The organism is Kitasatospora sp. NPDC089913 (assembly GCF_044748625.1).
Lineage (GTDB): Bacteria > Actinomycetota > Actinomycetes > Streptomycetales > Streptomycetaceae > Kitasatospora.
In genome coordinates this window covers 23,496-42,699 of sequence record NZ_JBIVGI010000049.1, presented here as the reverse complement: position 1 = coordinate 42,699, position 19,204 = coordinate 23,496, and the positions used below count along the sequence as shown (strand labels likewise).

Annotated in this window: 21 protein-coding genes; 18 read left to right on the top strand and 3 right to left on the bottom strand. The window is 74.7% G+C overall.

What is annotated here, in order from left to right; translation table 11 throughout:
- The first annotated feature begins 142 nt into the window (after positions 1-142).
- The 15 genes from ACIPYS_RS38735 (at position 143) to ACIPYS_RS38665 (ending at position 13,917) form a co-directional block, all read left to right on the top strand.
- The gene (locus ACIPYS_RS38735) at positions 143-523 is read left to right on the top strand and encodes an FKBP-type peptidyl-prolyl cis-trans isomerase (protein ID WP_093862734.1); all 381 of its coding nucleotides are present in this window, start codon (positions 143-145) and stop codon (positions 521-523) included.
- Between the two features lie 179 nt (positions 524-702).
- Positions 703-1,716: a YafY family protein gene (locus tag ACIPYS_RS38730; protein WP_093862735.1), complete on the top strand. Its 1,014-nt coding sequence runs from the start codon at positions 703-705 to the stop codon at positions 1,714-1,716.
- A complete protein-coding gene (locus ACIPYS_RS38725) occupies positions 1,713-2,669 on the top strand; it encodes a YafY family protein (protein WP_030395913.1) in 957 nt (318 codons plus the stop codon). The genes ACIPYS_RS38730 and ACIPYS_RS38725 overlap by 4 nt, the downstream gene beginning before the upstream one ends.
- Before the next feature lie 27 nt (positions 2,670-2,696).
- Positions 2,697-2,903 (top strand): hypothetical protein, encoded by a 207-nt coding sequence (locus tag ACIPYS_RS38720; RefSeq protein WP_231977872.1) that lies wholly within the window; start codon positions 2,697-2,699, stop codon positions 2,901-2,903.
- A gap of 137 nt (positions 2,904-3,040) precedes the next feature.
- A complete protein-coding gene (locus ACIPYS_RS38715; protein ID WP_093862736.1) occupies positions 3,041-3,220 on the top strand; it encodes a hypothetical protein in 180 nt (59 codons plus the stop codon).
- A gap of 199 nt (positions 3,221-3,419) precedes the next feature.
- Entirely contained in the window at positions 3,420-3,740 is a 321-nt protein-coding gene (tatA, locus tag ACIPYS_RS38710) for a Sec-independent protein translocase subunit TatA (RefSeq protein WP_093862737.1), read from the top strand.
- 121 nt (positions 3,741-3,861) lie between these two features.
- Positions 3,862-4,752 (top strand): twin-arginine translocase subunit TatC, encoded by an 891-nt coding sequence (tatC, locus tag ACIPYS_RS38705; RefSeq protein ID WP_400755200.1) that lies wholly within the window; start codon positions 3,862-3,864, stop codon positions 4,750-4,752.
- Positions 4,753-4,880: 128 nt separating this feature from the next.
- Positions 4,881-6,050, top strand: a complete 1,170-nt coding sequence (locus ACIPYS_RS38700) for an NAD(P)/FAD-dependent oxidoreductase (RefSeq protein ID WP_400755193.1) — start codon at positions 4,881-4,883, stop codon at positions 6,048-6,050.
- Positions 6,051-6,270: 220 nt separating this feature from the next.
- Positions 6,271-6,591 carry a (2Fe-2S)-binding protein gene (locus tag ACIPYS_RS38695; RefSeq protein WP_030395919.1) on the top strand — a complete coding sequence of 107 codons (321 nt, stop codon included), beginning with the start codon at positions 6,271-6,273 and terminating at the stop codon, positions 6,589-6,591.
- On the top strand, positions 6,572-8,110 hold the full coding sequence (locus ACIPYS_RS38690) for an NAD(P)/FAD-dependent oxidoreductase (RefSeq protein ID WP_400755191.1): 1,539 nt from the start codon (positions 6,572-6,574) through the stop codon (positions 8,108-8,110). Before ACIPYS_RS38695 ends, ACIPYS_RS38690 begins: the two co-directional genes overlap by 20 nt.
- A gap of 181 nt (positions 8,111-8,291) precedes the next feature.
- A complete protein-coding gene (locus ACIPYS_RS38685; RefSeq protein WP_400755198.1) occupies positions 8,292-9,155 on the top strand; it encodes a dihydrodipicolinate synthase family protein in 864 nt (287 codons plus the stop codon).
- Between the two features lie 155 nt (positions 9,156-9,310).
- Positions 9,311-10,315, top strand: a complete 1,005-nt coding sequence (locus tag ACIPYS_RS38680) for a proline racemase family protein (protein ID WP_093862742.1) — start codon at positions 9,311-9,313, stop codon at positions 10,313-10,315.
- A 124-nt stretch (positions 10,316-10,439) separates the two neighbouring features.
- On the top strand, positions 10,440-11,813 hold the full coding sequence (locus ACIPYS_RS38675; protein WP_197698824.1) for an aldehyde dehydrogenase family protein: 1,374 nt from the start codon (positions 10,440-10,442) through the stop codon (positions 11,811-11,813).
- A complete protein-coding gene (locus ACIPYS_RS38670; protein ID WP_093862744.1) occupies positions 11,813-12,880 on the top strand; it encodes a proline racemase family protein in 1,068 nt (355 codons plus the stop codon). Before ACIPYS_RS38675 ends, ACIPYS_RS38670 begins: the two co-directional genes overlap by 1 nt.
- On the top strand, positions 12,877-13,917 hold the full coding sequence (locus tag ACIPYS_RS38665; protein WP_400755188.1) for an ornithine cyclodeaminase family protein: 1,041 nt from the start codon (positions 12,877-12,879) through the stop codon (positions 13,915-13,917). The genes ACIPYS_RS38670 and ACIPYS_RS38665 overlap by 4 nt, the downstream gene beginning before the upstream one ends.
- 188 nt (positions 13,918-14,105) lie before the next feature.
- Here the strand turns inward: ACIPYS_RS38665 and ACIPYS_RS38660 are convergent, their stop codons facing one another.
- Positions 14,106-14,756 carry a TetR/AcrR family transcriptional regulator gene (locus ACIPYS_RS38660; RefSeq protein ID WP_400755186.1) on the bottom strand — a complete coding sequence of 217 codons (651 nt, stop codon included), beginning with the start codon at positions 14,754-14,756 and terminating at the stop codon, positions 14,106-14,108.
- Positions 14,757-14,886: 130 nt separating this feature from the next.
- On the opposite strand from ACIPYS_RS38660, the gene ACIPYS_RS38655 reads away from it, so the two are divergent.
- From ACIPYS_RS38655 to ACIPYS_RS38645, 3 genes are all read left to right on the top strand, one after another.
- Positions 14,887-15,819 carry an NAD(P)-dependent oxidoreductase gene (locus ACIPYS_RS38655; RefSeq protein ID WP_400755184.1) on the top strand — a complete coding sequence of 311 codons (933 nt, stop codon included), beginning with the start codon at positions 14,887-14,889 and terminating at the stop codon, positions 15,817-15,819.
- A gap of 176 nt (positions 15,820-15,995) precedes the next feature.
- Positions 15,996-16,715: a GntR family transcriptional regulator gene (locus ACIPYS_RS38650; protein ID WP_400755182.1), complete on the top strand. Its 720-nt coding sequence runs from the start codon at positions 15,996-15,998 to the stop codon at positions 16,713-16,715.
- Between the two features lie 100 nt (positions 16,716-16,815).
- Positions 16,816-17,412 carry a Uma2 family endonuclease gene (locus ACIPYS_RS38645; protein ID WP_400755179.1) on the top strand — a complete coding sequence of 199 codons (597 nt, stop codon included), beginning with the start codon at positions 16,816-16,818 and terminating at the stop codon, positions 17,410-17,412.
- A gap of 1 nt (position 17,413) precedes the next feature.
- On the opposite strand, the gene ACIPYS_RS38640 is transcribed toward ACIPYS_RS38645, so the two are convergent.
- Both ACIPYS_RS38640 and ACIPYS_RS38635 read right to left on the bottom strand, forming a co-directional pair.
- Positions 17,414-18,094, bottom strand: coding sequence for an ABC transporter ATP-binding protein (locus ACIPYS_RS38640; protein WP_400755177.1), 681 nt, complete (start codon positions 18,092-18,094; stop codon positions 17,414-17,416).
- A complete protein-coding gene (locus tag ACIPYS_RS38635; protein WP_400755175.1) occupies positions 18,091-19,167 on the bottom strand; it encodes an ABC transporter permease in 1,077 nt (358 codons plus the stop codon). Before ACIPYS_RS38635 ends, ACIPYS_RS38640 begins: the two co-directional genes overlap by 4 nt.
- Between the last annotated feature and the right edge of the window lie 37 nt (positions 19,168-19,204).

Below are 19,204 nucleotides of genomic sequence, written 5' to 3'. Positions count from 1 at the left end.
TTCGCTGTGGTCGCTTTGGTCGGGGGCCCCGCGGCGGGCCGGGCCGGGGGGCCGCCCCCGGGCCGGGGGCGGCCCGGGGGGGGGGGCCCCGCCCCGGGGGGGGGGGGGCCCCCCCGCCGCTTGGTCATGGACCGAACCAACCGTGAGAAGAGGCACAGTGAGCAAGCCTGAGATCGACTTCCCGGTCGGCGACGCGCCGACCGAGCTCCAGATCCGCGACATCACCGTCGGCACCGGCGAGGAGGCCAAGCCGGGCCAGACCGTCGAGGTCCACTACGTCGGCGTGACCTTCGCGACCGGCGAGGAGTTCGACGCCAGCTGGAACCGCGGCTCGACCTTCAAGTTCCCGCTCGGTGGCGGCCGCGTCATCAAGGGCTGGGACCAGGGCGTCGCCGGCATGAAGGTCGGCGGCCGCCGCGAGCTGGTCATCCCGCCGCACCTGGCCTACGGCAACCAGTCGCCGAGCCCGCTCATCCCGGCCGGCTCGACCCTGATCTTCGTGGTCGACCTGATCGGCGTCTGAGCACACCCCGCAGAAGCGCGGACCACCAGGGCCGCACCCCGTCCGCGGGGTGCGGCCCCACGCGTTCCCGGACTCGGCTTTTGCACCGCGTACCGCTACCGGTACGGTCGGTCCCGCCGGGTCCACGACGCCCGGCGGGCACACCCCGCGCGCGGCGCGGCACACCGGAAGGGTCAGCGATGGCGATCGCCAAGGCAGAGCGGCTGATGAATCTCGCCCTGTGCCTGATGAACACCAGACGTCCGCTCTCCAAGAAGGAGCTGCGGGAATCCATCGAGGCCTACCGCGAAGCCTGGCAGCACAGCAGCGAGGAAGCCTTCAACCGGATGTTCGAGCGGGACAAGGACGACCTGCGCGAACTCGGACTGGTCATCGACGTCGACGAGAACGCCCTCGACGGCGAACTCGGCTACCTCGCCCGCGCCGACCGCAACCGCCTGCCGGAGATCGCCCTCGACGCCGAGGAAGCCGCCGCGCTCACCCTGGCCGCCCGCGTCTGGCAGCAGGCCAAGATGTCCGGCGCCGCCAGCGGCGCCCTCCAGAAGCTGCGCGCCGCCGGCGTCCCGTTCACCGAGACCGAGGGCCGACCCGCCCTCGAACCGCGCATCCCCGCCCGCGAAGCCGCGTTCGAACCGCTGCTCACCGCCGCCCGCGACCGCCGCCCGGTCACCTTCGACTACCGCAAGGCCGGTGCCGCCGCCGCCCAGCAGCGCAGCGTCGAGCCCTGGGCCCTGGAATGCTGGCGCGGCCACTGGTACCTGGCCGGCTGGGACCGCGACCGCGAGGACGCCCGGGTGTTCCGGCTCGGCCGGATCACCGGCAAGGTCCGCGCCCGGTCCGGCGCCTTCCTCGGCACCGTGCCCGAGCACGTCGACGTCCGCGCCACCGTCGCCAAGTTCGCCGGCGAGGGCGCCACCGCCACCGCCGTCGTCCGGGTCCGCCGCGGCGCCGGTTTCCCGCTGCGCACCAAGGCGCTCGGCACCCGCCGGATCGACGACACCTGGGACGAGCTCGACATCCCCTTCGGCAACGGGCTCGGCGCCGACCTCGCCGAGTTCGGGCCCGACGTGCTCGTCGTCGGCCCCGAGGAACTGCGGGCGGACGTCGTCGACCGGCTGCGCGCGGTGGCCGGCGCGGGGGCGGCCGGCACCGCCGGAGTGGACAGCACCGAGACCGAGGACGTGCGGGCATGAGCAACGCGATCGACCAGACCCGGCGGATGCTCTCGCTGGTCACCTACCTGCGCGAGCGCCCCGGCGCCGAGGTGGCCGAGGTCGCCCGCGCCTTCGGCATCAGCGAGCGCGAACTCATCGCCGACCTCAACGTGCTCCCGATGTGCGGCACCAGCTTCCGCGGCGGCGACCTGCTCGACATCGACACCGACGGCGAGCGGATCTGGTGGCACAACGTCGACGACGTCGCGCAGCCGCTGCGCCTCGCCGCCGACGAGGCGACCGCCCTGCTGGTCGCCGCCCGCGCCGTCGCCGGTCTGCCCGGCCTGCGGGCCGGCGACCGCGAGGCCCTCACCCGGGCCGTCGCCAAAATCGAGAACGCCGCGGGGGAGAGCGCCGAGGGCAGCGCCCGGGTCGGCGTCACCTTCGAGGCCGAGAGCCACGTCTTCGCCGACATCGACCGCGCCCTCAGCGAGGGCCGCCGGCTCTGGCTGCGCTACTACTCGCACGGGCGCGGCGGCATGACCGAGCGCGAGGTCGACCCGATCCGGCTGCTCACCGAGGGCCACACCTACCTCGAGGCCTGGTGCCGGACCTCCGAGGACCACCGGATGTTCCGGCTCGACCGGGTCGCCGAGATCAAGGTCCTCGACGTCCCCGCCGACCCGCCCAAGCGCGAGCCGCGCGACCTCTCCGGCGGACTGGTCAACCCCTCCGCCGACGACCCCGAGGTCGTCGTCGAGGTCTCCTCCGGCGGGCGCTGGGTCGCCGAGTACTACACCCACGACCACGCCGAGGAACTGCCCGACGGCGGACTGCGGATCACCCTGCGCAGCGCCGACCCCTCGCAGCTGCGGCCGCTGGCCCTGCGGCTGGGCCGGGACGGGCGGATCGTCTCCCCGCCCGCGCTCGTCGAGCAGGCCCGGGCCGCGGCACTGGAGGCGCTCGCCCACTACGGTGACGGGCTGGTCTGAGCCGTGGAGCCCGGTACCAGATTCAAGGTGTACTGCTCCGAGTGCCGGGAGAAGGTCGAGGTGCCGGCCGAGGGGTTCCGGCTGACCTTCGGCCGCACGGCGGACCGGACGCACTACAGCTTCTCCTGCCCGCTGTGCGGGGCGGCGGTGCGCAAGCCGGCCGGGGAGAAGATCGTCGCGGCGCTGACCGAGGCCGGGGTGCGGACCATGCGGCTGGTGCCGGCCGAGCAGTGAGCCGGGGCGGGGGCCGTGCAGCAGCGCACATCGCCGGCCCCGGCCCCGGCCCGGCGGCGAGGCGGTGGGGCGGGGCACCCGGCGGCGCGGTCCGGGCGGCGCGTTCCCGGGCGCGGGCGGGCCGATAGGGTGGGGCCATGTCCTGGATGCCCGTCGCCGCAGTCCTCCTCGTCACCGCCGGCCTGCTGGTGCTCGGTGTCCTCGCGGTCCGGCTCTGGCTGGACGTGCGGGCGCTGGCCGAGGGAGTGGACACGGCCTCCCGGGCGCTGGCCGAGGCGGCCGAGGACCTCGCGGCCTCGGCGGCGGCCCGCCCCTGAGCCCGGGGAGTCCGGTCCGGCGGACGCGGGGGGCTGCTGCTCGGCGGTAGGGGCGCGTTACGCTCTCAGATGGCTCCTGAAGACGGACGGGGGGCCGCTGTCCTGTTCGGGCGGCCGTCGTCACGGTGTCATCCGCAGCGGTTACCATCCCCGCAGCGAGCGGCCCGGTCGGTGCCGCCGAGACTGAAGGTGGTCGAGCATGCGGGTCTCGTTCACCGCGATCCTGGTGGTCGCGGTCATTGCCATTGTGCTCTTCGGCGCCAAGCGGCTGCCGGACCTGGCACGCTCGCTCGGCCAGTCGGCCCGGATCCTCAAGAGCGAGGCCAAGGCGATGCGCACCGACGGCTCCGCCGACACCCCGGCCGCGCCCGCCCCGGCGGCGGCCGAGGGTGTCGCCGCGAAGACCATCCAGTCCGCCCCGGGCGCGTCCGCGGGCGCCCGCCCGGTGAGCGAGCCGTCCGCCGGGCAGTCCGCCGGCCAGTCCGCGAGTCACTCCGCCCCGGAGGGCGGGACGCGCTGAGCGCGCGCCGCACGCCACCACTGGAGGCCCGTCGACCGGCGGGCCCCGACGCACGAGTTGAGGACCGGGGTTGAGCAAGCTCACAAAGGCGCCGAAGACGGCCAAGGATCCCGAGGGGCGGATGGCCCTCGCCGACCACCTGCGGGAACTGCGCAACCGCGTGGTCAAGTCGGTCCTGGCGATCGTGCTGTTCACGATCGTCGCGCTGATCTTCCACAAGCAGATCGAGACCCTGCTGCTCAAGCCGATCCAGCGGTGTACACCGGAGTTCCTCGCGGCGCCCACGGGCCGCTGTGCGGAGGTCTCCACCATCGGTCTGACCGCGGGTTTCAACTGGATGCTCAAGGTCGCCCTGACGGCCGGTGTGGTGGCCACGGTCCCGGTCTGGCTGTACCAGCTGTGGGCCTTCGTGGCGCCGGGCCTGCACAAGCACGAGCGCAAGTACACGGTCATCTTCATGGTGTGCGGCGCGCCGTTGTTCCTGGCCGGTGTGACGCTGGCGATCCTGCTGCTGCCGGTGACCGTCGACGTGCTGCTCTCGTTCACCCCCGACGAGACCACGCCGATCCTGCCGCCCGCGGACTACTTCGACATCGCCACCCGCCTGGTGCTGGTGTTCGGTCTGGCCTTCGAGTTCCCGCTGCTGCTGGTCATGCTGAACCTGGTCGGCGTCGTCACCGGGAAGCGGCTGCTCGGCTGGTGGCGCGGCATGGTGATGGGCATCACCGTGTTCGCGGCCTTCGCGACGCCGAGTGCCGACCCGCTGAGCATGCTGGCGCTGGCGGCGCCGATCTGGGGCCTGTACTTCGTCGCGGTCGGTGTGGCGATGCTGAACGACCGCCGTCGGGCCCGGCGCAACCCGGACCTCGCGCTGGACGACGAGGAGGCCTCGCACGTGGACCTCTCGGTGGCACCGGTCGCCGGGGCCGAGGCGATCGAGGCCTCCGCCACGCCGAGCGCCTCCGGTCATGTGCCGGCCGCGCGGCAGGAGCAGATGGACGACATCACCTGATCCGCCGCGGGTGATCCCGCCGAGCCCCGGCCCACCGTTCCGCGGTGGGCCGGGGCTTTTTGGTGCGACTCGCCCGATCTTGCCCGGACAGTCTTGGCAGGTTCGATGGCATGTGACATATTACTGGCGTGTCCCACTCACAGAGACTCCCGGATGTCGTGGTGGTCGGAGCCGGCGTCGTCGGCGCCGCCTGCGCGTACTACGCCGCGCGGGCCGGACTCGCCGTCGACGTCGTCGACCGCGGCCCGGTCGCCGGCGGCACCACCGGCGCCGGCGAGGGCAACCTGCTCGTCTCCGACAAGGAGCCCGGTCCCGAGCTCGACCTCGCCCTGTACTCGGGCGGGCTCTGGCGCGAACTCGCCGCCGAGTTCGGTGCCGCCGTCGAGTACGAGGACAAGGGCGGCCTGGTGGTCGCCGGTACGCCCGAACGGCAGGAGGCGCTGCGCGCCTTCGCGGCCGGGCAGGCCGGCTCCGGCGTCCTCGCCGAGGAGGTCCCCGGCGAGCGGCTCCGCGAGCTGGAGCCGCACCTCGCCCCCGGGCTGGCCGGAGGATTCCACTACCCCCAGGACGCCCAGGTCCAGCCCGCGCTGGCCGCTGCGCAGCTGCTGCGTGCGGCTCGGCGCGCGGGTGCCCGGCTGTACACCGGCGAGGCCGTCCGGGCGGTGCGGATCGGCGCCGACGGTGCCGTCCGCGGGGTCGAGACCGAGCGGCGGCGGCTGGACGCGGCCGCGGTGGTCAACGCCGCCGGCACCTGGGGCGGGGAGCTGGCCGCGCTGGCCGGCGTCGGGCTGCCGGTGCTGCCGCGGCGCGGGTTCGTCCTGGTGACCGAGCCGCTGCCGCGGATCGTCCGGCACAAGGTGTACGCCGCCGACTACGTGGCCGACGTCGCCAGCGGCTCGGCCGCCCTGCAGACCTCGGCCGTGGTCGAGGGGACGCCGGGCGGGCCGGTGCTGATCGGCGCCAGCCGCGAGCGGGTCGGTTTCGACCGCACCCTCTCGGTCGAGGTGCTGCACCGGCTGGCGGCCCAGGCGGCCGCGCTGTTCCCGGTGCTGGCCGGGGTGAACGTGATGCGCGCCTACCGGGGCTTCCGTCCGTACCTTCCGGACCACCTGCCCGCGATCGGCGCCGACCCCCGGGTGCCCGGCCTGTACCACGCCTGCGGCCACGAGGGCGCCGGCATCGGGCTGGCCCCGGGCACCGGGGCGCTGATCGCCCAGCAGCTCACCGGTAAGGACCCGGAACGCGACCTCGCGCCCTTCCGGCCCGACCGCTTCCCGGCGGCGGACGCCGCCGCCTGAGGGGTCCCGCGCACTTTGCAAAGTGCGCGAGGACTTTGCAAAGTGCACTTTGCAAAGTGCGCGGACACCCGCGGGGCGGCGCCGCAGGTACCCGGTGTGCCGGCCGGGTACGCGGCGCCGCGGGTGCCCGGACCCGCTTCCCCCCGGGGCCGCCCGCCTCCCGGTACCCCCCTCGCCAATCCCACGACCGGCTCGTGAGCTGAACGGAGAACCCCCACCCATGCGCCGTACCCGCACCCCCGCGGAGCTGGTCCGGGCCGAGCCCGGGCCCGCCCACACCATCGACTTCGACGGTCGGCCCGTGCCCGCGCTGCCCGGGCAGACGATCGCCGCCGCCCTCTGGGCCGACGGCGTGCTGGCCTGGCGCACCACCCGGGTCGGCGGGAAGCCGCGCGGGGCGTTCTGCGGCATCGGCGCCTGCTTCGACTGCCTGGCCACCGTCGACGGGCGGCCCAACCAGCGCACCTGCCTGCTGCCGGCCGAGCCCGGCACCACCGTCACCACCCAGGAGGGCCACGGCCGTGCCGACCTCGAAGTCTGAGCCCGCGCAGTCCCCGGGGCCCCACCGCCCCGGCGGCCCGTGCCACGATCTCGCGGTGATCGGCGCCGGCCCCGGCGGCCTCGCCGCCGCCGTGACCGCCGCCGACCTCGGCCTGCGCTGCGTCCTGGTCGACGCCGGCCGGAGCACCGGCGGGCAGTTCTACCGCCACCCCGCGCCCGGCCTCGGCGCCGCCCGCCCCGACCGGCTGCACCACGGCTGGTCCGTCTACACCGGCCTCTCCGACCGGCTCGCCGCCCATCGCGCGGCCGGCCGGGTCGAACTGCTCACCGGCCACCAGGTCTGGGCGCTGGAGCGGGCCGGGGACGGCGACTGGCGGCTGCACGCCACCACCGGCCCGGACGCCGACGACCGGACCACCGTCCGCGCCGCCGCCGTCCTGCTCGCCACCGGCGCGTACGAGCGGCAGCTGCCCTTCCCCGGCTGGACCCTGCCCGGGGTGGTCACCGCGGGCGGCGCGCAGGCCATGCTCAAGGCCGGTCTGGTGCTGCCCGGCCGACGGATCGTGGTGGCGGGCAGCGGCCCGCTGCTGCTCGCGGCGGCCTCCTCCCTGGTCACGGCCGGCGCCGAGGTGCCGGCCGTGGTGGAGGCCACCGCGTACCTCGGGTACGCCCGGCGCCCCGGCGTGCTGGCCGCTGTCCCGGCCAAGCTGGTCGAGGGCGCCGGGCACGGTTCGGCGCTGCTGCGCCACGGCGTCCGGCTGCGGCCGCGCAGCGCGGTGGTCGAGGCGCACGGCACCGACCGGGTCACCGCCGTGACGGTGGCCCGGCTGGACGCCCAGTGGCGTCCGGTGCCCGGTACCGAGCGGCGGATCGCCTGCGACGCGCTCGCCGTCGGCCACGGTCTGGTGCCGCAGATCGAGCTGGCCACCGAGCTGGGCGCGGCCACCAGGACCACTCCCGACGGAACGGCCGCGCTCGAGGTCGACGCCCGTCTGCGGACCACCGTGCCCGGGCTCTGGGCGGCCGGCGAGGCGTGCGGTGTCGGCGGCGCCGACCTCGCGATCGCCGAGGGCGAGCTGGCGGCGCACGCGGTCGCGGACCGGCCGGTCCGGGCCGCGCTGCTGCGCCGCCGCTCCCGGCTGCGGGCCTTCGCCGAGCTGATGGCCGCCGCGCACCGGCCCGGTCCGGGCTGGATCGACTGGCTGCGGGAGGACACCGATGTCTGCCGCTGCGAGGAGGTCCCGGCCGGGCGGATCAAGGAGGCGGTGGACGAGCTGGGCGCGGGCGACGCGCGCACCGTCAAGCTGCTGACCAGGGCCGGGATGGGCTGGTGCCAGGGCCGGATGTGCGGTCCGGCGGTGGCCTGCCTGGCGGGCGGCGCCGACCGGGCCGAGGTCCGGCCGGACAGCCGGCCGTTCTCCTGCCCCGTTCCGCTCGGGCAACTCGCGGCCGAGCGGGGCGATCCGGACGGTCCGGACCACCGGGCCGACGAGGGGCACGAGGACCACCAGGGCCATCGGGACCACCGGGGCCACCAGGACGACCGGCAGGACCGGTAGCACCGGCCGGATTCGGACCGACCGGCCGCTCCCCGTCGGCCGGTCGGTCCGAATCCGACCGAAAACGCCCGGTGGTGGCTCTTGTCTCCACCGCGCGCCTTCTAATAAAATGTCACACCTCACCAAGGAGTCATCCGTGTCCCAGATCTCGCACGACACCACCCGGCCCTGGCGCGGCATCATGGTCGCCACCACGCTCCCGCTGCGCCCGGACCTCTCCGTCGACTACGACGCGTACGCCGACCACGTCCGCTGGCTGATCGAGTCGGGTTGCGACGGTGTCGTCCCCAACGGCTCGCTCGGCGAGTACCAGACCCTGACCGCCGAGGAGCGCGCCAAGGTCGTCGAGGTCGCGGTCGAGGCCGCCGGCGACGGCTCCCGCGTGATGCCCGGCGTCGCCGCCTACGGCAGCGCCGAGTCCCGCCGCTGGGCCGAGCAGGCCGCCGAGGCCGGCGCCGGCTCCGTGCTGCTGCTGCCGCCGAACGCCTACCGGGCCGACCACGACGCCGTCCGCGGGCACTACGCCGAGGTCGCCAAGGCCGGCGTGCCGATCGTCGCCTACAACAACCCGATCGACACCAAGGTCGACCTGGTTCCGGCGCTGCTCGCCGAGCTGCACGCCGAGGGCTCGATCGTCGCGGTCAAGGAGTTCAGCGGCGACGTCCGCCGGGCCTACGAGATCGCGGAGCTGGCCCCGGGCCTGGACCTGCTGATCGGCGCCGACGACGTGCTGCTGGAGCTGGCCCTGGCCGGCGCCGTCGGCTGGATCGCCGGCTACCCGAACGCGCTGCCGGAGGCGAGCGCCGCGCTGTACAAGGCCGCGATCGCCCACGACCTGGGCACCGCGCTGCCGCTGTACAAGTCGCTGCACTCGCTGCTGCGCTGGGACTCCAAGACCGAGTTCGTCCAGGCGATCAAGCTCTCCATGGACATCGCCGGCCGCCCCGGCGGTCCGACCCGCGCGCCGCGCCTGCCGCTGACGCCGGAGATCGAGGCGGCCGTCCGCGCGGCCACCGAGAAGGCGCTGGCCGAGGGCCTCGCCTGACCCGGACCGGATTTCCGGTTCCGAGTGTCCGGGACGGCCGGCTGCGGGGGCAGCCGGCCTCCGGGCCACCTTCCGGCCCCGCCGGTCCACCCCCGTCCGGACCGTCCCGGCCTCGACGAATGCCAGCCATCTCCCCACCCACGGAGCGTCAGCAGATGCGCAGCCGTCACGTCTTCCACGCCGTCGACTCGCACACCGAGGGCATGCCCACCCGGGTCGTCACCGGTGGCTTCGGTGTCATTCCCGGTGCCACCATGGCCGAGCGCCGGACGTACTTCCAGGAGCACCTGGACCACTTCCGGACCCTGCTGATGTACGAGCCCCGCGGCCACGCCGCGATGAGCGGCGCCGTCCTGCAGCCGCCGACCCGGCCGGACGCCGACTTCGGCGTGCTCTACATCGAGGTCTCCGGCCTGCTGCCGATGTGCGGCCACGGCACCATCGGCGTGGCCACCGTGCTGGTCGAGACCGGCATGGTGCCGGTCGTCGAACCGGTCACCACCGTCCGGCTGGACACCCCGGCGGGCCTGGTGATCGCCGATGTCGCGGTCGAGAACGGTGCCGCCACGGCGGTCACCATCCGCAACGTGCCGTCCTACTCGGAGGCGCTGGACCGCAAGATCGAGGTCCCGGGCCACGGCACGGTGACCTACGACCTGGCGTACGGCGGCAACTTCTACGCGATCCTGCCGCTCGCGGAGTTCGGCCTGCCGTTCGAGCGGGAGCGCAAGCAGGAGATCCTGGACGCCGGCCTCGCCCTCATGGACGCCATCAACGCGGGCCCGGACCGGCCGGTGCACCCGGAGAACCCGTCCATCCACAGCTGCCACCACGTGCAGCTGCTGGCCCCCGGCTCGACCGCCGAGCACTCCCGGCACGCGATGGCCATCCACCCCGGCTGGTTCGACCGCTCGCCCTGCGGCACCGGCACCTCGGCCCGGATGGCCCAGCTGCACGCGCGCGGCGAGCTGCCGCTGGACCGCGACTTCCGCAACGACTCCTTCATCGGGACCACCTTCACCGGGCGGCTGGTGGAGGAGACCGAGGTGGGCGGGCGCCCGGCCGTCGTGCCGACCGTCACCGGGCGGGCCTGGATCACCGGCACCGCCCAGTACTTCCTCGACCCCAGCGACCCGTTCCCGGCCGGCTTCCTGCTCTGACCGGGGCCACGGCCTCCCGCTCCGCCCCGGCCCCGCGCCGGCCGGCCCCCCGTCCCGGGGCCGGCCACCCACCGCGGGGCCGGGCCTCCGACCCGCTCCGAAAACCCGTCGAACCCCCGAAGGGCTGCCTGCAGTGACGATCCGTTCGTACAACCCCGCCGACCCCGCGGACCTCGTCGCCGAGGCGCCCGCCCCCGGTGCCGAGGCCGTCCTGGCCACCGTCGCCCGCGCCCGCGCCGCCCAGCCCGGCTGGCTCGCCGCCGGCGCCGGCGGCCGCTCGGCCGCGCTCACCCGGATCGCCGCCGTCGTCGAGGCGCACGCCGAGGAGCTGGCCGAGCTGGTCGTCCGCGAGGTCGGCAAGCCGGTCGCCGAGGCGCGCGGCGAGGTCGCCCGCACCGTCGCGATCTGGCGCTACTACGCGCAGGCGCCGTTCGCGGCCTCCGGCGAGGTGCACGAGACCGCCGGCGGGCCCGGCCTGCTGCTCACCCGCCGCCGCCCGTACGGGGTCGCCGGCCTGGTCACGCCGTGGAACTTCCCGCTGGCGATCCCCACCTGGAAGGCCGCCCCGGCGCTGGCCGTCGGCAACACCGTGGTGCTCAAGCCCTCCTCGGAGGCGATCGGCTGCGCCCGCCGGCTGGCCGAGCTGGTCGCCGAGGCCGGGCTGCCGGCCGATGTCTTCACCGTGCTGCCCGGCGGCGGCGCCGAGGGCGGCACCCTGGTCGGCGCGGCCGACGTGGTCTCCTTCACCGGCTCCACCGGCGTCGGCCGCCAGGTCGTCCGCACCGCCACGGACCGCGGCATCCCGGTCCAGGCCGAGCTCGGCGGGCTGAACACCGCGATCGTCCTGCCCGACGCCGACATCGACCAGGCCGCCGCCCACCTCGCCAACGCGATCGCCGGCTACGCGGGGCAGAAGTGCACCGCCACCAGCCGGGTGGTCGCGGTCGGTGGGGCCTACGAGCCGCTGCGCGCCGCCCTGGTCAAGGCGCTCGGCCAGGTCGACGGCACCTCCTGCGGGCCGGTCATCAACGAGGCCACCCGGGACGAGATCACCGCGGCCGTCGACTCCGCCCGGGAGGCCGGTGCCGAGGTGCTGACCGGCGGCGGCGCGCCCGCCCGGGACGGCTGGTACCTGGAGCCGACCCTGGTCGCCGGGGTCCCGGACGAGCACCCGCTGAGCCGGGAGGAGTTCTTCGGCCCGATCGCCGTGCTGCACGCGGCGGCCGACCTGGACGAGGCGATCGCGCTCGCCAACAACACCCCGTACACGCTGTCCGCCTCGGTGCACACCCGCGACCTGGACGCGGCGCTCGCCACCGCCGACCGGCTGAACGCCGGCATGATCCGGGTCAACGCGCCGTCCAGCGGTGTCGACTTCCACCTGCCGTTCGGCGGCGCCAAGGGCGCCAGCCACGGTGCCCGCGAGCAGGGGCAGGCCGCGCTGGACTTCTACACCCAGAGCCGCACCGTCACCCTGCTGCCGGGCGGAGGCGCCTGATGACCTCGGACCTCCCCGGCCGGGAGGCGCCCGCGGCGGTGCACGTCGACACGGTCGACTACCACACGGCCGGCGAGCCGTTCCGGATCGTCGTCGGCGGCACACCCGTCGTCCCCGGCGACAGCGTCGCCGAGCGGCGGGCGATCGCGATCGGTGCCGGCGGCACCGCCACCGCGCCCCGGCCCGGCCCGCTGGACGACGTCCGGCAGCTGCTCACCCGTGAGCCGCGCGGCCACGCCGGGATGTACGGCGGCTTCCTGGTGCCGCCCGACGACGACGGGGCCGACCTCGGCGTGCTGTTCTGGCACAAGGACGGCTACTCGACCGCCTGCGGCCACGGCACCATCGCGCTCGGCGCCTGGGCGGTCGACTCCGGCCTGGTCGCCGCGCCCGACTACGGCGTCGCCCGGGTCCGGATCGACGTGCCGTCCGGCCGGGTCACCGCGCTCGTCAACCGGTCCGCCGGGCGGACCACCGGAGTGACCTTCCGCAACGTGCCCTCCTGGGTGAGCGAGCTGAAGCTCCCGGTCGAGACCTCGCGCGGCACCGTCGAGGTGGCCGTGGCCCACTCCGGCGCCTGCTACGTCTCCGTCCCGGCCGCGGCCCTCGGCCTCTCGGTGACCCTCGACCGGCTGCCCGAGCTCACCGCCGCCGGCCGGGAGATCCGGGCCGCGCTGGCCGACTCCCCGGCCGTGCGGCACCCGGTGGACCCGCGGCTGTCCGGCGTCTACGGCGTCATCCTGTTCGACGAGCTCCCGTCGGTGGACGGCGCGCTGAACCAGCGCAACGTCACCGTCTTCGCGGACGGCCAGATCGACCGCTCGCCGTGCGGCTCCGGCAGCTCGGCCCGGCTGGCGGTGCTGGCCGCCGAGGGGCGGCTCGCCCCGGGCGCGGAGCTGCGGCACGAGTCGATCGTCGGCACGGTCTTCGGCGGGCGGGTCCTGCCCGGCGGCGACCCGTGGGGCGACGGCGTGGTCACCGAGGTGACCGGCACCGCGCACCGGACCGGCGAGCACCGCTTCGTGCTCGACCCGCAGGACACGCTCGGCGCGGGGTTCCTGCTGTGAGCGGCGACCTGCGGACCGCCCCCGTACCGCCCGGCGTGGCGGCCGAGCCGCTCCGGCCCGCCGCGCCGGGCTCCGTCGCCGCCGTCCCGGCCGTCCCGGCCGGTGGGCCGATCGCCGCGCCGATCGCCGGGCCGGTGGTGCTGCCGACCGGCGCGGTCGCACTGACGCCGGAGGAGGCGGCGCGGGCGATCGAGGGGGTGCTGCTCGAAGGACTCGACCCGGAGAGCGCCCCCGCCCGCTCGGCGGTCCCGGTACCGGCCGGAGAACTGCTGATGATGCCGGCCGCCTCCGCGGCCTACGTCGGGGTGAAGATCGCCGGTGTCGCGCCCGCCAATCCCGCCGCCGGGCTGCCCCGGATCACCGGTGGCTACCTGCTGCTGGACGGTCCGACCCTGCAGCCGGTCGCCCTGCTCGACGGCATCGCGCTGACCTCGCTGCGCACCCCCGCGGTCACGGCCGTCGCGCTGGACCGGCTGGCGGTGCCGGAGGCGGAGCACCTGGTGCTGTTCGGCTCGGGTCCGCAGGCCTACGGGCACCTGGACGCCCTGCTCGCCGTCCGCCGGCTGACCCGGGTGACCGTGGTCGCCCGCAGCGCGGAGCCGGCCGGTGCGCTGGTCCGGTACGCCCGGGGGCTCGGCCTGGAGGCCGCCGCCGGGACCTCGGCCACGGTGGCGGAGGCGGACCTGGTGGTCTGCTGCACCACCGCCCGCACGCCGCTGTTCGACGGCGCGCTGGTGCCGGACCACGCGGCGGTGGCCGCGGTCGGCTCGCACGAGGTGGACGCCCGCGAGGTGGACGAGGTACTGGTCGGCCGGTCCGCGCTGTACGTGGAGGCCCGGGCCGCCGCGCTGCGGGAGGCCGGTGACCTGCTGATGGCGGGTGTGACCGGTGCCGACCCGCTGTGGAACCTGGCCGAGCTGGTACGGGGCGAGGCCCCGGTGCCGGCCGACCGGCCGAGGTTCTTCAAGAGCGTCGGCATGGCCTGGCAGGACCTCGCGGTCGCGGCCGAGGTGCACCGGCGCGGGACGGGCGGATAGGGCTTCCGGTCGGCACCGGTCTGCTGTGGGGCCCGGCCGATCGGGTACCGGCGCTCGGCGCTGTGCCGGTGTCCGTCCCCGAGTCCGTTGCCCCGGACGGGGATCGGTCGTTGTTGTGCCGGCCGGAGTCGCGGTCGGCGTGGTGGGAAGGGATCCCCCGCCACGCCGGCCGCTTTTTCGCGTTCCGGTCAGGCGGTTGTGGCTCCGGCGGCGTTGGTGCTGGCTGCGGCGGCAGTGGCGGCCGCGGGTACCGGCGGCTGCGGCCGGTAGGTGTCGATCAGCCGGGCGAGGTGACGGCCGGTGAGGTGCAGCGGCTCCTCGCTGCGGGCGACCTGGGCGGCGAGTTCGGCGCCCTCCAGGGTGTTGATGACGGTGGCGGCCAGCTCGCGGGCGTCGGTGAGGCCGATGCCGCTGCCGTGCAGCTTCTCCTCGACGACGGCGCGCCAGTGCGCGAACGCCGCGGTGACGGCCTCCTCGATCACCGGCGCCCGGCCGACCGTCTCCAGCGCGGTGGTGGTGATCGGGCAGCCGTCCTGCCAGTCGGACGCACGCAGGGCCTCGGCGAGCAGCCGGGTGCAGGCGGTGACCGCCTCGGCGGGGTCGGTGGCGCTGTCCAGCCCCTGGCGCAGCAGCTCCGCGAACTCCTGGTCGCCGTGGCGGATCGCCTCGGCGGCCAGTTCCTGCTTGCCGCCCGGGAAGAAGTGGTAGACGGAGCCGAGGGTGGCCTCCGCCTCGCGGGAGATCTGCTTGATGCCGGTGCCCTCGTACCCCTGGCGCTGGAGCAGCCGGGAGGTTGCCCGGACGATCCGCTCGCGGGTGCCGGTGGTCGTCGTCTTCACGGGGGGAGTCTAGCCGATCAAATGGATAGAGCGTTCGTTCCAGAGCTGTGTTAGCGTCAGCTCCTGGATAGAGCGTTCGTTCTACTCCTCGTTCCGGTCATCGTTCCGGTCGTCCTCGGAGGGGATCCCCATGTCTGTCGCGCACCAGGAGAACAAGCAGCAGGGCCACGAGCAGCAGGGCCACGAGCGGCAGGAGGGCAGCAGGCCCTCCGTCACCCTGATCGGCCTCGGCCCGATGGGCCTGGCGATGGCCGGCGCCTACCTGGACGCCGGGTACGCCGTGACGCTGTGGAACCGGAGCCCCGGCCGGGCCGGGGAGCTGGTCGCCCGGGGCGCCGTGCTCGCGCCGGACGCGGCCGCGGCGGTCGCCGCCAACGACCTGGTCGTGCTGAGCCTGACCGACTACGACGCGGTGTTCGCCGTGCTGGCCGCCGCCGCGGCGGAGCTGTCCGGGAAGGTCGTGGTCAACCTCAGCTCGGACACCCCCGACCGGGCCCGGGAGGCCGCCCGCTGGCTCGCCGAACGGGGCGCCGGGCACCTCACCGGTGGCGTGCAGGTCCCGCCGTCGGGCATCGGGCGGCCGGAGTCGTCCACCTACTACAGCGGCCCGGCCGAGCTGTTCCGGCGGCACCGCGCCGCCCTGGAGGTGCTCACCGGCGCCGACTACCGGGGTGACGACCCGGGGCTGGCGCAGCTCTACTACCAGATCCAGATGGACCTGTTCTGGACCTCGCTGGCCGCCTATCTGCACGCCACCGCCGTCGCGGAGGCCAACGGCATCCCGGCGGACGAGTTCCTGCCCTACGCCACCTCGACGGCCGCCTCGCTGCCGGGCTTCCTCGCCTTCTACGCGCCCCGGATCGCCGCGGGGAACCACGCGGGCGACGTCGACCGGCTGACCATGGGCGTCGCGAGCATCGAGCACGTCCTGCACACCGTCGAGGCCTCCGGCGTGGACGGGGCGCTGCCGAGGCTGCTCGCCGACACCTTCCGGAAGGCGGTCGGGGCCGGGCACGGAGGGTCCAGCGTGACCAGCCTGGTGCCGTTGTTCAAGGGGGAGTGAGGGGACGGAATCGAGGAGTCGGGCCGCCGGCCGTTGTCAGCGGGCGGCGGCCCTGTCACGATGGTGTCCGACCATGGATGCCGTGCGCTGACCGGTCGTTCGAAATCACGGAATGTTGCACACTCAACGTAACGTGACATTGTACGCTGGTGTTCTGCACTCACCGGAGGAACACCATGGCCGACCTCAAACCCCGCACCCTGATCTCCGTCCAGGAGCGGCTGCGCGACCAGGTCGCCCACGCCCTGCGGGCCGCCCTGATCTCCGGCGAGCTGCGCCCCGGGGTGGTCTACTCCGCGCCCGCCCTGGCCGCCGACTTCGGCGTCTCCGCCACCCCGGTCCGCGAGGCCATGCTGGACCTCGCCCGCGAGGGCCTGGTCGAGGCCGTCCGCAACAAGGGCTTCCGGGTCACCGAGCTCACCGAGCGGGACCTCGACGACTTCACCGAGATCCGCGCCCTGATCGAGGTCCCGACCGTCGGCCGGGTCGCCCGCACCGCCACCCCCGAGCAGCTGGAGGCGCTGCGCCCGCAGGCCGAGGCGATCGTCGTCGCGGCCGGCAAGCAGGACCTCATCGGCTACCTGGAGGCGGACCGTCAGTTCCACCTGGACCTGCTCGGCCTGGCCGGCAACTCCCGACTGGTCGAGGTCGTCGGCGACCTGCGCAAGCGCTCCCGCCTCTACGGCCTCAACCGGCTGGCCGAGCGCGGCGAGCTGGTCTCCTCGGCGGAGGAGCACCTGGAGCTGCTGGACCTGATGATCGCCGGCGACGCCCCGGCCGCCGAGTCCTGCATGACCCGTCACCTCAGCCACGTCCGCTCGCTGTGGGCGGAGGGCCAGGAGGAGGCGGCGGCCGAGGAGGAGTCCCGCACCGGCCTGCGGTTGCGGGCCCGGTAGGGGGCAAACCACCCGTCCGGGTGAATGTCCCGGGGTCGGGCGGTAGTGCGATCCGGCGCCCTACGATGATGTTCTCGACATCGGCAGCAAGGAGGATTCCGTGTCCGCCGCCGCAGTGGAAGAACCGTTCGAGCAGCCCACGCTGCTCGAAGTCGCCGAGCTGATCTCCGACCAGTTCGCCGGCTACCGGGTCGAGATCATCGGGAGCCAGATCGTCGTGACGCCGTCGCCGAATATGAAGCACGGCCGGTCGGTCAAGAGGCTTGACCGTGTCTTTCTCGCAGCAGGGCTGGATGACGGCGACACCGAGGTGTTCCAGGGCATTGGTATTTGGCTGCCCGACGGACCGTCCGACTTCGCCATTCCGGATCTGGCGATTGTCGACGCGAACAGTGACGACAAGCTGATCGAGTACAACAGCTACGATCCGGCCATCTTCCGCCTGGTGGTGGAAGTGACGTCCTCCAACCTCAGTGATGACCTGAAGCGGAAGCCGGCCGCGTATGCCTCGGCGGGCGTGCCCGTGTACGTCATCGTGGATCGTACGAATCAGCGGGTGATGGTTCTCACCGACCCACAGGACGGTGAGTACCGGGTGCACGCCGTCCACCACCCTGGGCAGTCCTTCACGTTGCCGGAGTCGATCGGCGCTTCGGTGGCGCTCTCGGTGGACGACGTGCTGGCCGCCAAGAAGTAGGTCACACCGCCGCCGGCACCGTCAGTCTGCCGTCCTGGACCTCGGCGACCTGGTCGACCGCCGTCAGGTGGCTGCGGTCGTGGGTGACCAGGACGGTGGCGGTGGCGCGGCGGTGGGTGAGGGCGGTCAGCAGGTCGAGCACGGCGGCGCCGCGTTCGTGGTCGAGTGCGCTGGTGGGCTCGTCCACCAGCAGCACGGTGGGGTCGTTCATCAGCGCGCGGGCGATGTTGACCCGCTGGCGCTGACCGCCGGAGAGCTGGTGCGGGCGGCGGCCGGCCAGGTCGCGCAGGCCGACGGCGGCCAGCAGCTCCAGGGCGCGGGGGAGCGCGGCCCGTGCGGAGCGGCCGTCGAGGTGGGCCATCACCTGGAGCTGTTCGGCGGCGGTCAGCGAGGGCAGCAGGTTGGGCTGCTGGAAGACGATGCCGATCCGGTGCCGCCGCAGTGCGGTCAGCCCGGCCCGGTCCAGTCCGGCGGTGTCGGTGCCGTCCACCACCACGCGTCCGGAGTCCGGGGCGATCAGGGTCGCGGCCACCGCCAGCAGGCTGGACTTGCCCGAGCCGGACGGGCCGACCACGGCGGTGAGGGTGCCCTTCGGCACGGTCAGCGACACCTCGTCGAGGGCGGTCAGCCGGCCGTCGCCGTCCGGGTAGGTGAGGGTGACGCGGTCGAGGTGCAGGGTCATCGGGCACTCCCCAGGGCGGTCAGCGGGTCGACGGAGGTGATGCGGCGGACGGACAGGGCCGCGCCGACCGCGCCGAGCGCGATCATGACGGCGGCGGGCAGCAGCACCGTCGGGGCGTCCAGCACGAACGGGACGGCGGAGCCGAGCAGCGCGCCGACGCCGACCGCGACCGCCGTGCCGACCGCGGTGCCCAGGAGCAGCAGCAGGACGGCCTGGCCGAGGGCGTCGCGCAACAGGTAGCGGGTGGAGGCGCCGAGGGCCTTGAGGACGGCGATGTCGCCGCTGCGCTGGATCGTCCAGACCGTGAAGAAGGCGCCGATCACCAGCGCCGAGATGGCGAACAGGAAGCCGCGCATCAGCTGCAGCGAGCCGTTCTCCGAGGTGTAGGAGCCGATCGCGGCGAGTGCGCCGTCGCGGTCGCGGGTCTCGGTGCCGAGGGCGGTGTCGGCGGCGGCCAGGTCGGCGCCCTTCGTGGTGGTCAGCGCGACCACGGTGGCGTGCCCGGCGCCGCCGGGGGCGGCCCGCTGCCAGTCGGCGAGGGTCGTCCAGACCACCGGCGTGTGGCTGTAGGAGGCGTCCCCGGCGACGGCCGCGACGGTCAGCGGCAGGCCCGCGACGGTGAAGGCGTCGCCGGGGCGCAGCCCGCCGAGGTCCTCGGCGGCGGTCCGTGACAGCACGGCCCGGCCCGGGGCGAGGGAGTCGCCCCGCGGGGCCAGTGCGGAGCCGTCGGGGAGGCCGAAGACGGAGAGGGCGGCGGTGCGCGGGCCGGCCGCGGCCTTGGTGGTCGCGATGCCGAGCGGCTGCGCGTCGGTCACGCCGGGGGTGCGGGCCCAGCCCTGCCACTGCTCGGGGGTGACCTGGGAGTCATTGAACGACAGCTTCCGGCCGTCGGCGGGCCGGCCGAAGGCCAGGTGGTCGGCGGGCAGGCCGGTGACGGCCGAGGTGTTCTGCCGGCCGAGCCCGGCGGTCAGCCCCGAGAGCAGGCCGACCAGCACGGTGATCAGCACGACGACGGTTCCCATCAGGGCGAACCGCCCCTTGGCGAACCCCAGATCCCTCCAGGCGACGAACACCGCGAGCCCTTTCGTCCGATCCGCTGCGACACTGACG

Bases quoted from the DNA above. Each gene is read 5' to 3' on its own strand.
- ACIPYS_RS38730 (WP_093862735.1), top strand. From the start codon at position 703: ATGGCGATCGCCAAGGCAGAGCGGCTGATGAATCTCGCCCTGTGCCTG.
- ACIPYS_RS38725 (WP_030395913.1), top strand. From the start codon at position 1,713: ATGAGCAACGCGATCGACCAGACCCGGCGGATGCTCTCGCTGGTCACC.
- ACIPYS_RS38715 (WP_093862736.1), top strand. From the start codon at position 3,041: ATGTCCTGGATGCCCGTCGCCGCAGTCCTCCTCGTCACCGCCGGCCTG.
- tatA (WP_093862737.1), top strand. From the start codon at position 3,420: ATGCGGGTCTCGTTCACCGCGATCCTGGTGGTCGCGGTCATTGCCATT.
- tatC (WP_400755200.1), top strand. From the start codon at position 3,862: ATGGCCCTCGCCGACCACCTGCGGGAACTGCGCAACCGCGTGGTCAAG.
- ACIPYS_RS38695 (WP_030395919.1), top strand. From the start codon at position 6,271: ATGCGCCGTACCCGCACCCCCGCGGAGCTGGTCCGGGCCGAGCCCGGG.
- ACIPYS_RS38685 (WP_400755198.1), top strand. From the start codon at position 8,292: ATGGTCGCCACCACGCTCCCGCTGCGCCCGGACCTCTCCGTCGACTAC.
- ACIPYS_RS38680 (WP_093862742.1), top strand. From the start codon at position 9,311: ATGCGCAGCCGTCACGTCTTCCACGCCGTCGACTCGCACACCGAGGGC.
- ACIPYS_RS38670 (WP_093862744.1), top strand. From the start codon at position 11,813: ATGACCTCGGACCTCCCCGGCCGGGAGGCGCCCGCGGCGGTGCACGTC.
- ACIPYS_RS38655 (WP_400755184.1), top strand. From the start codon at position 14,887: ATGTCTGTCGCGCACCAGGAGAACAAGCAGCAGGGCCACGAGCAGCAG.
- ACIPYS_RS38650 (WP_400755182.1), top strand. From the start codon at position 15,996: ATGGCCGACCTCAAACCCCGCACCCTGATCTCCGTCCAGGAGCGGCTG.
- ACIPYS_RS38640 (WP_400755177.1), bottom strand. From the start codon at position 18,094: ATGACCCTGCACCTCGACCGCGTCACCCTCACCTACCCGGACGGCGAC.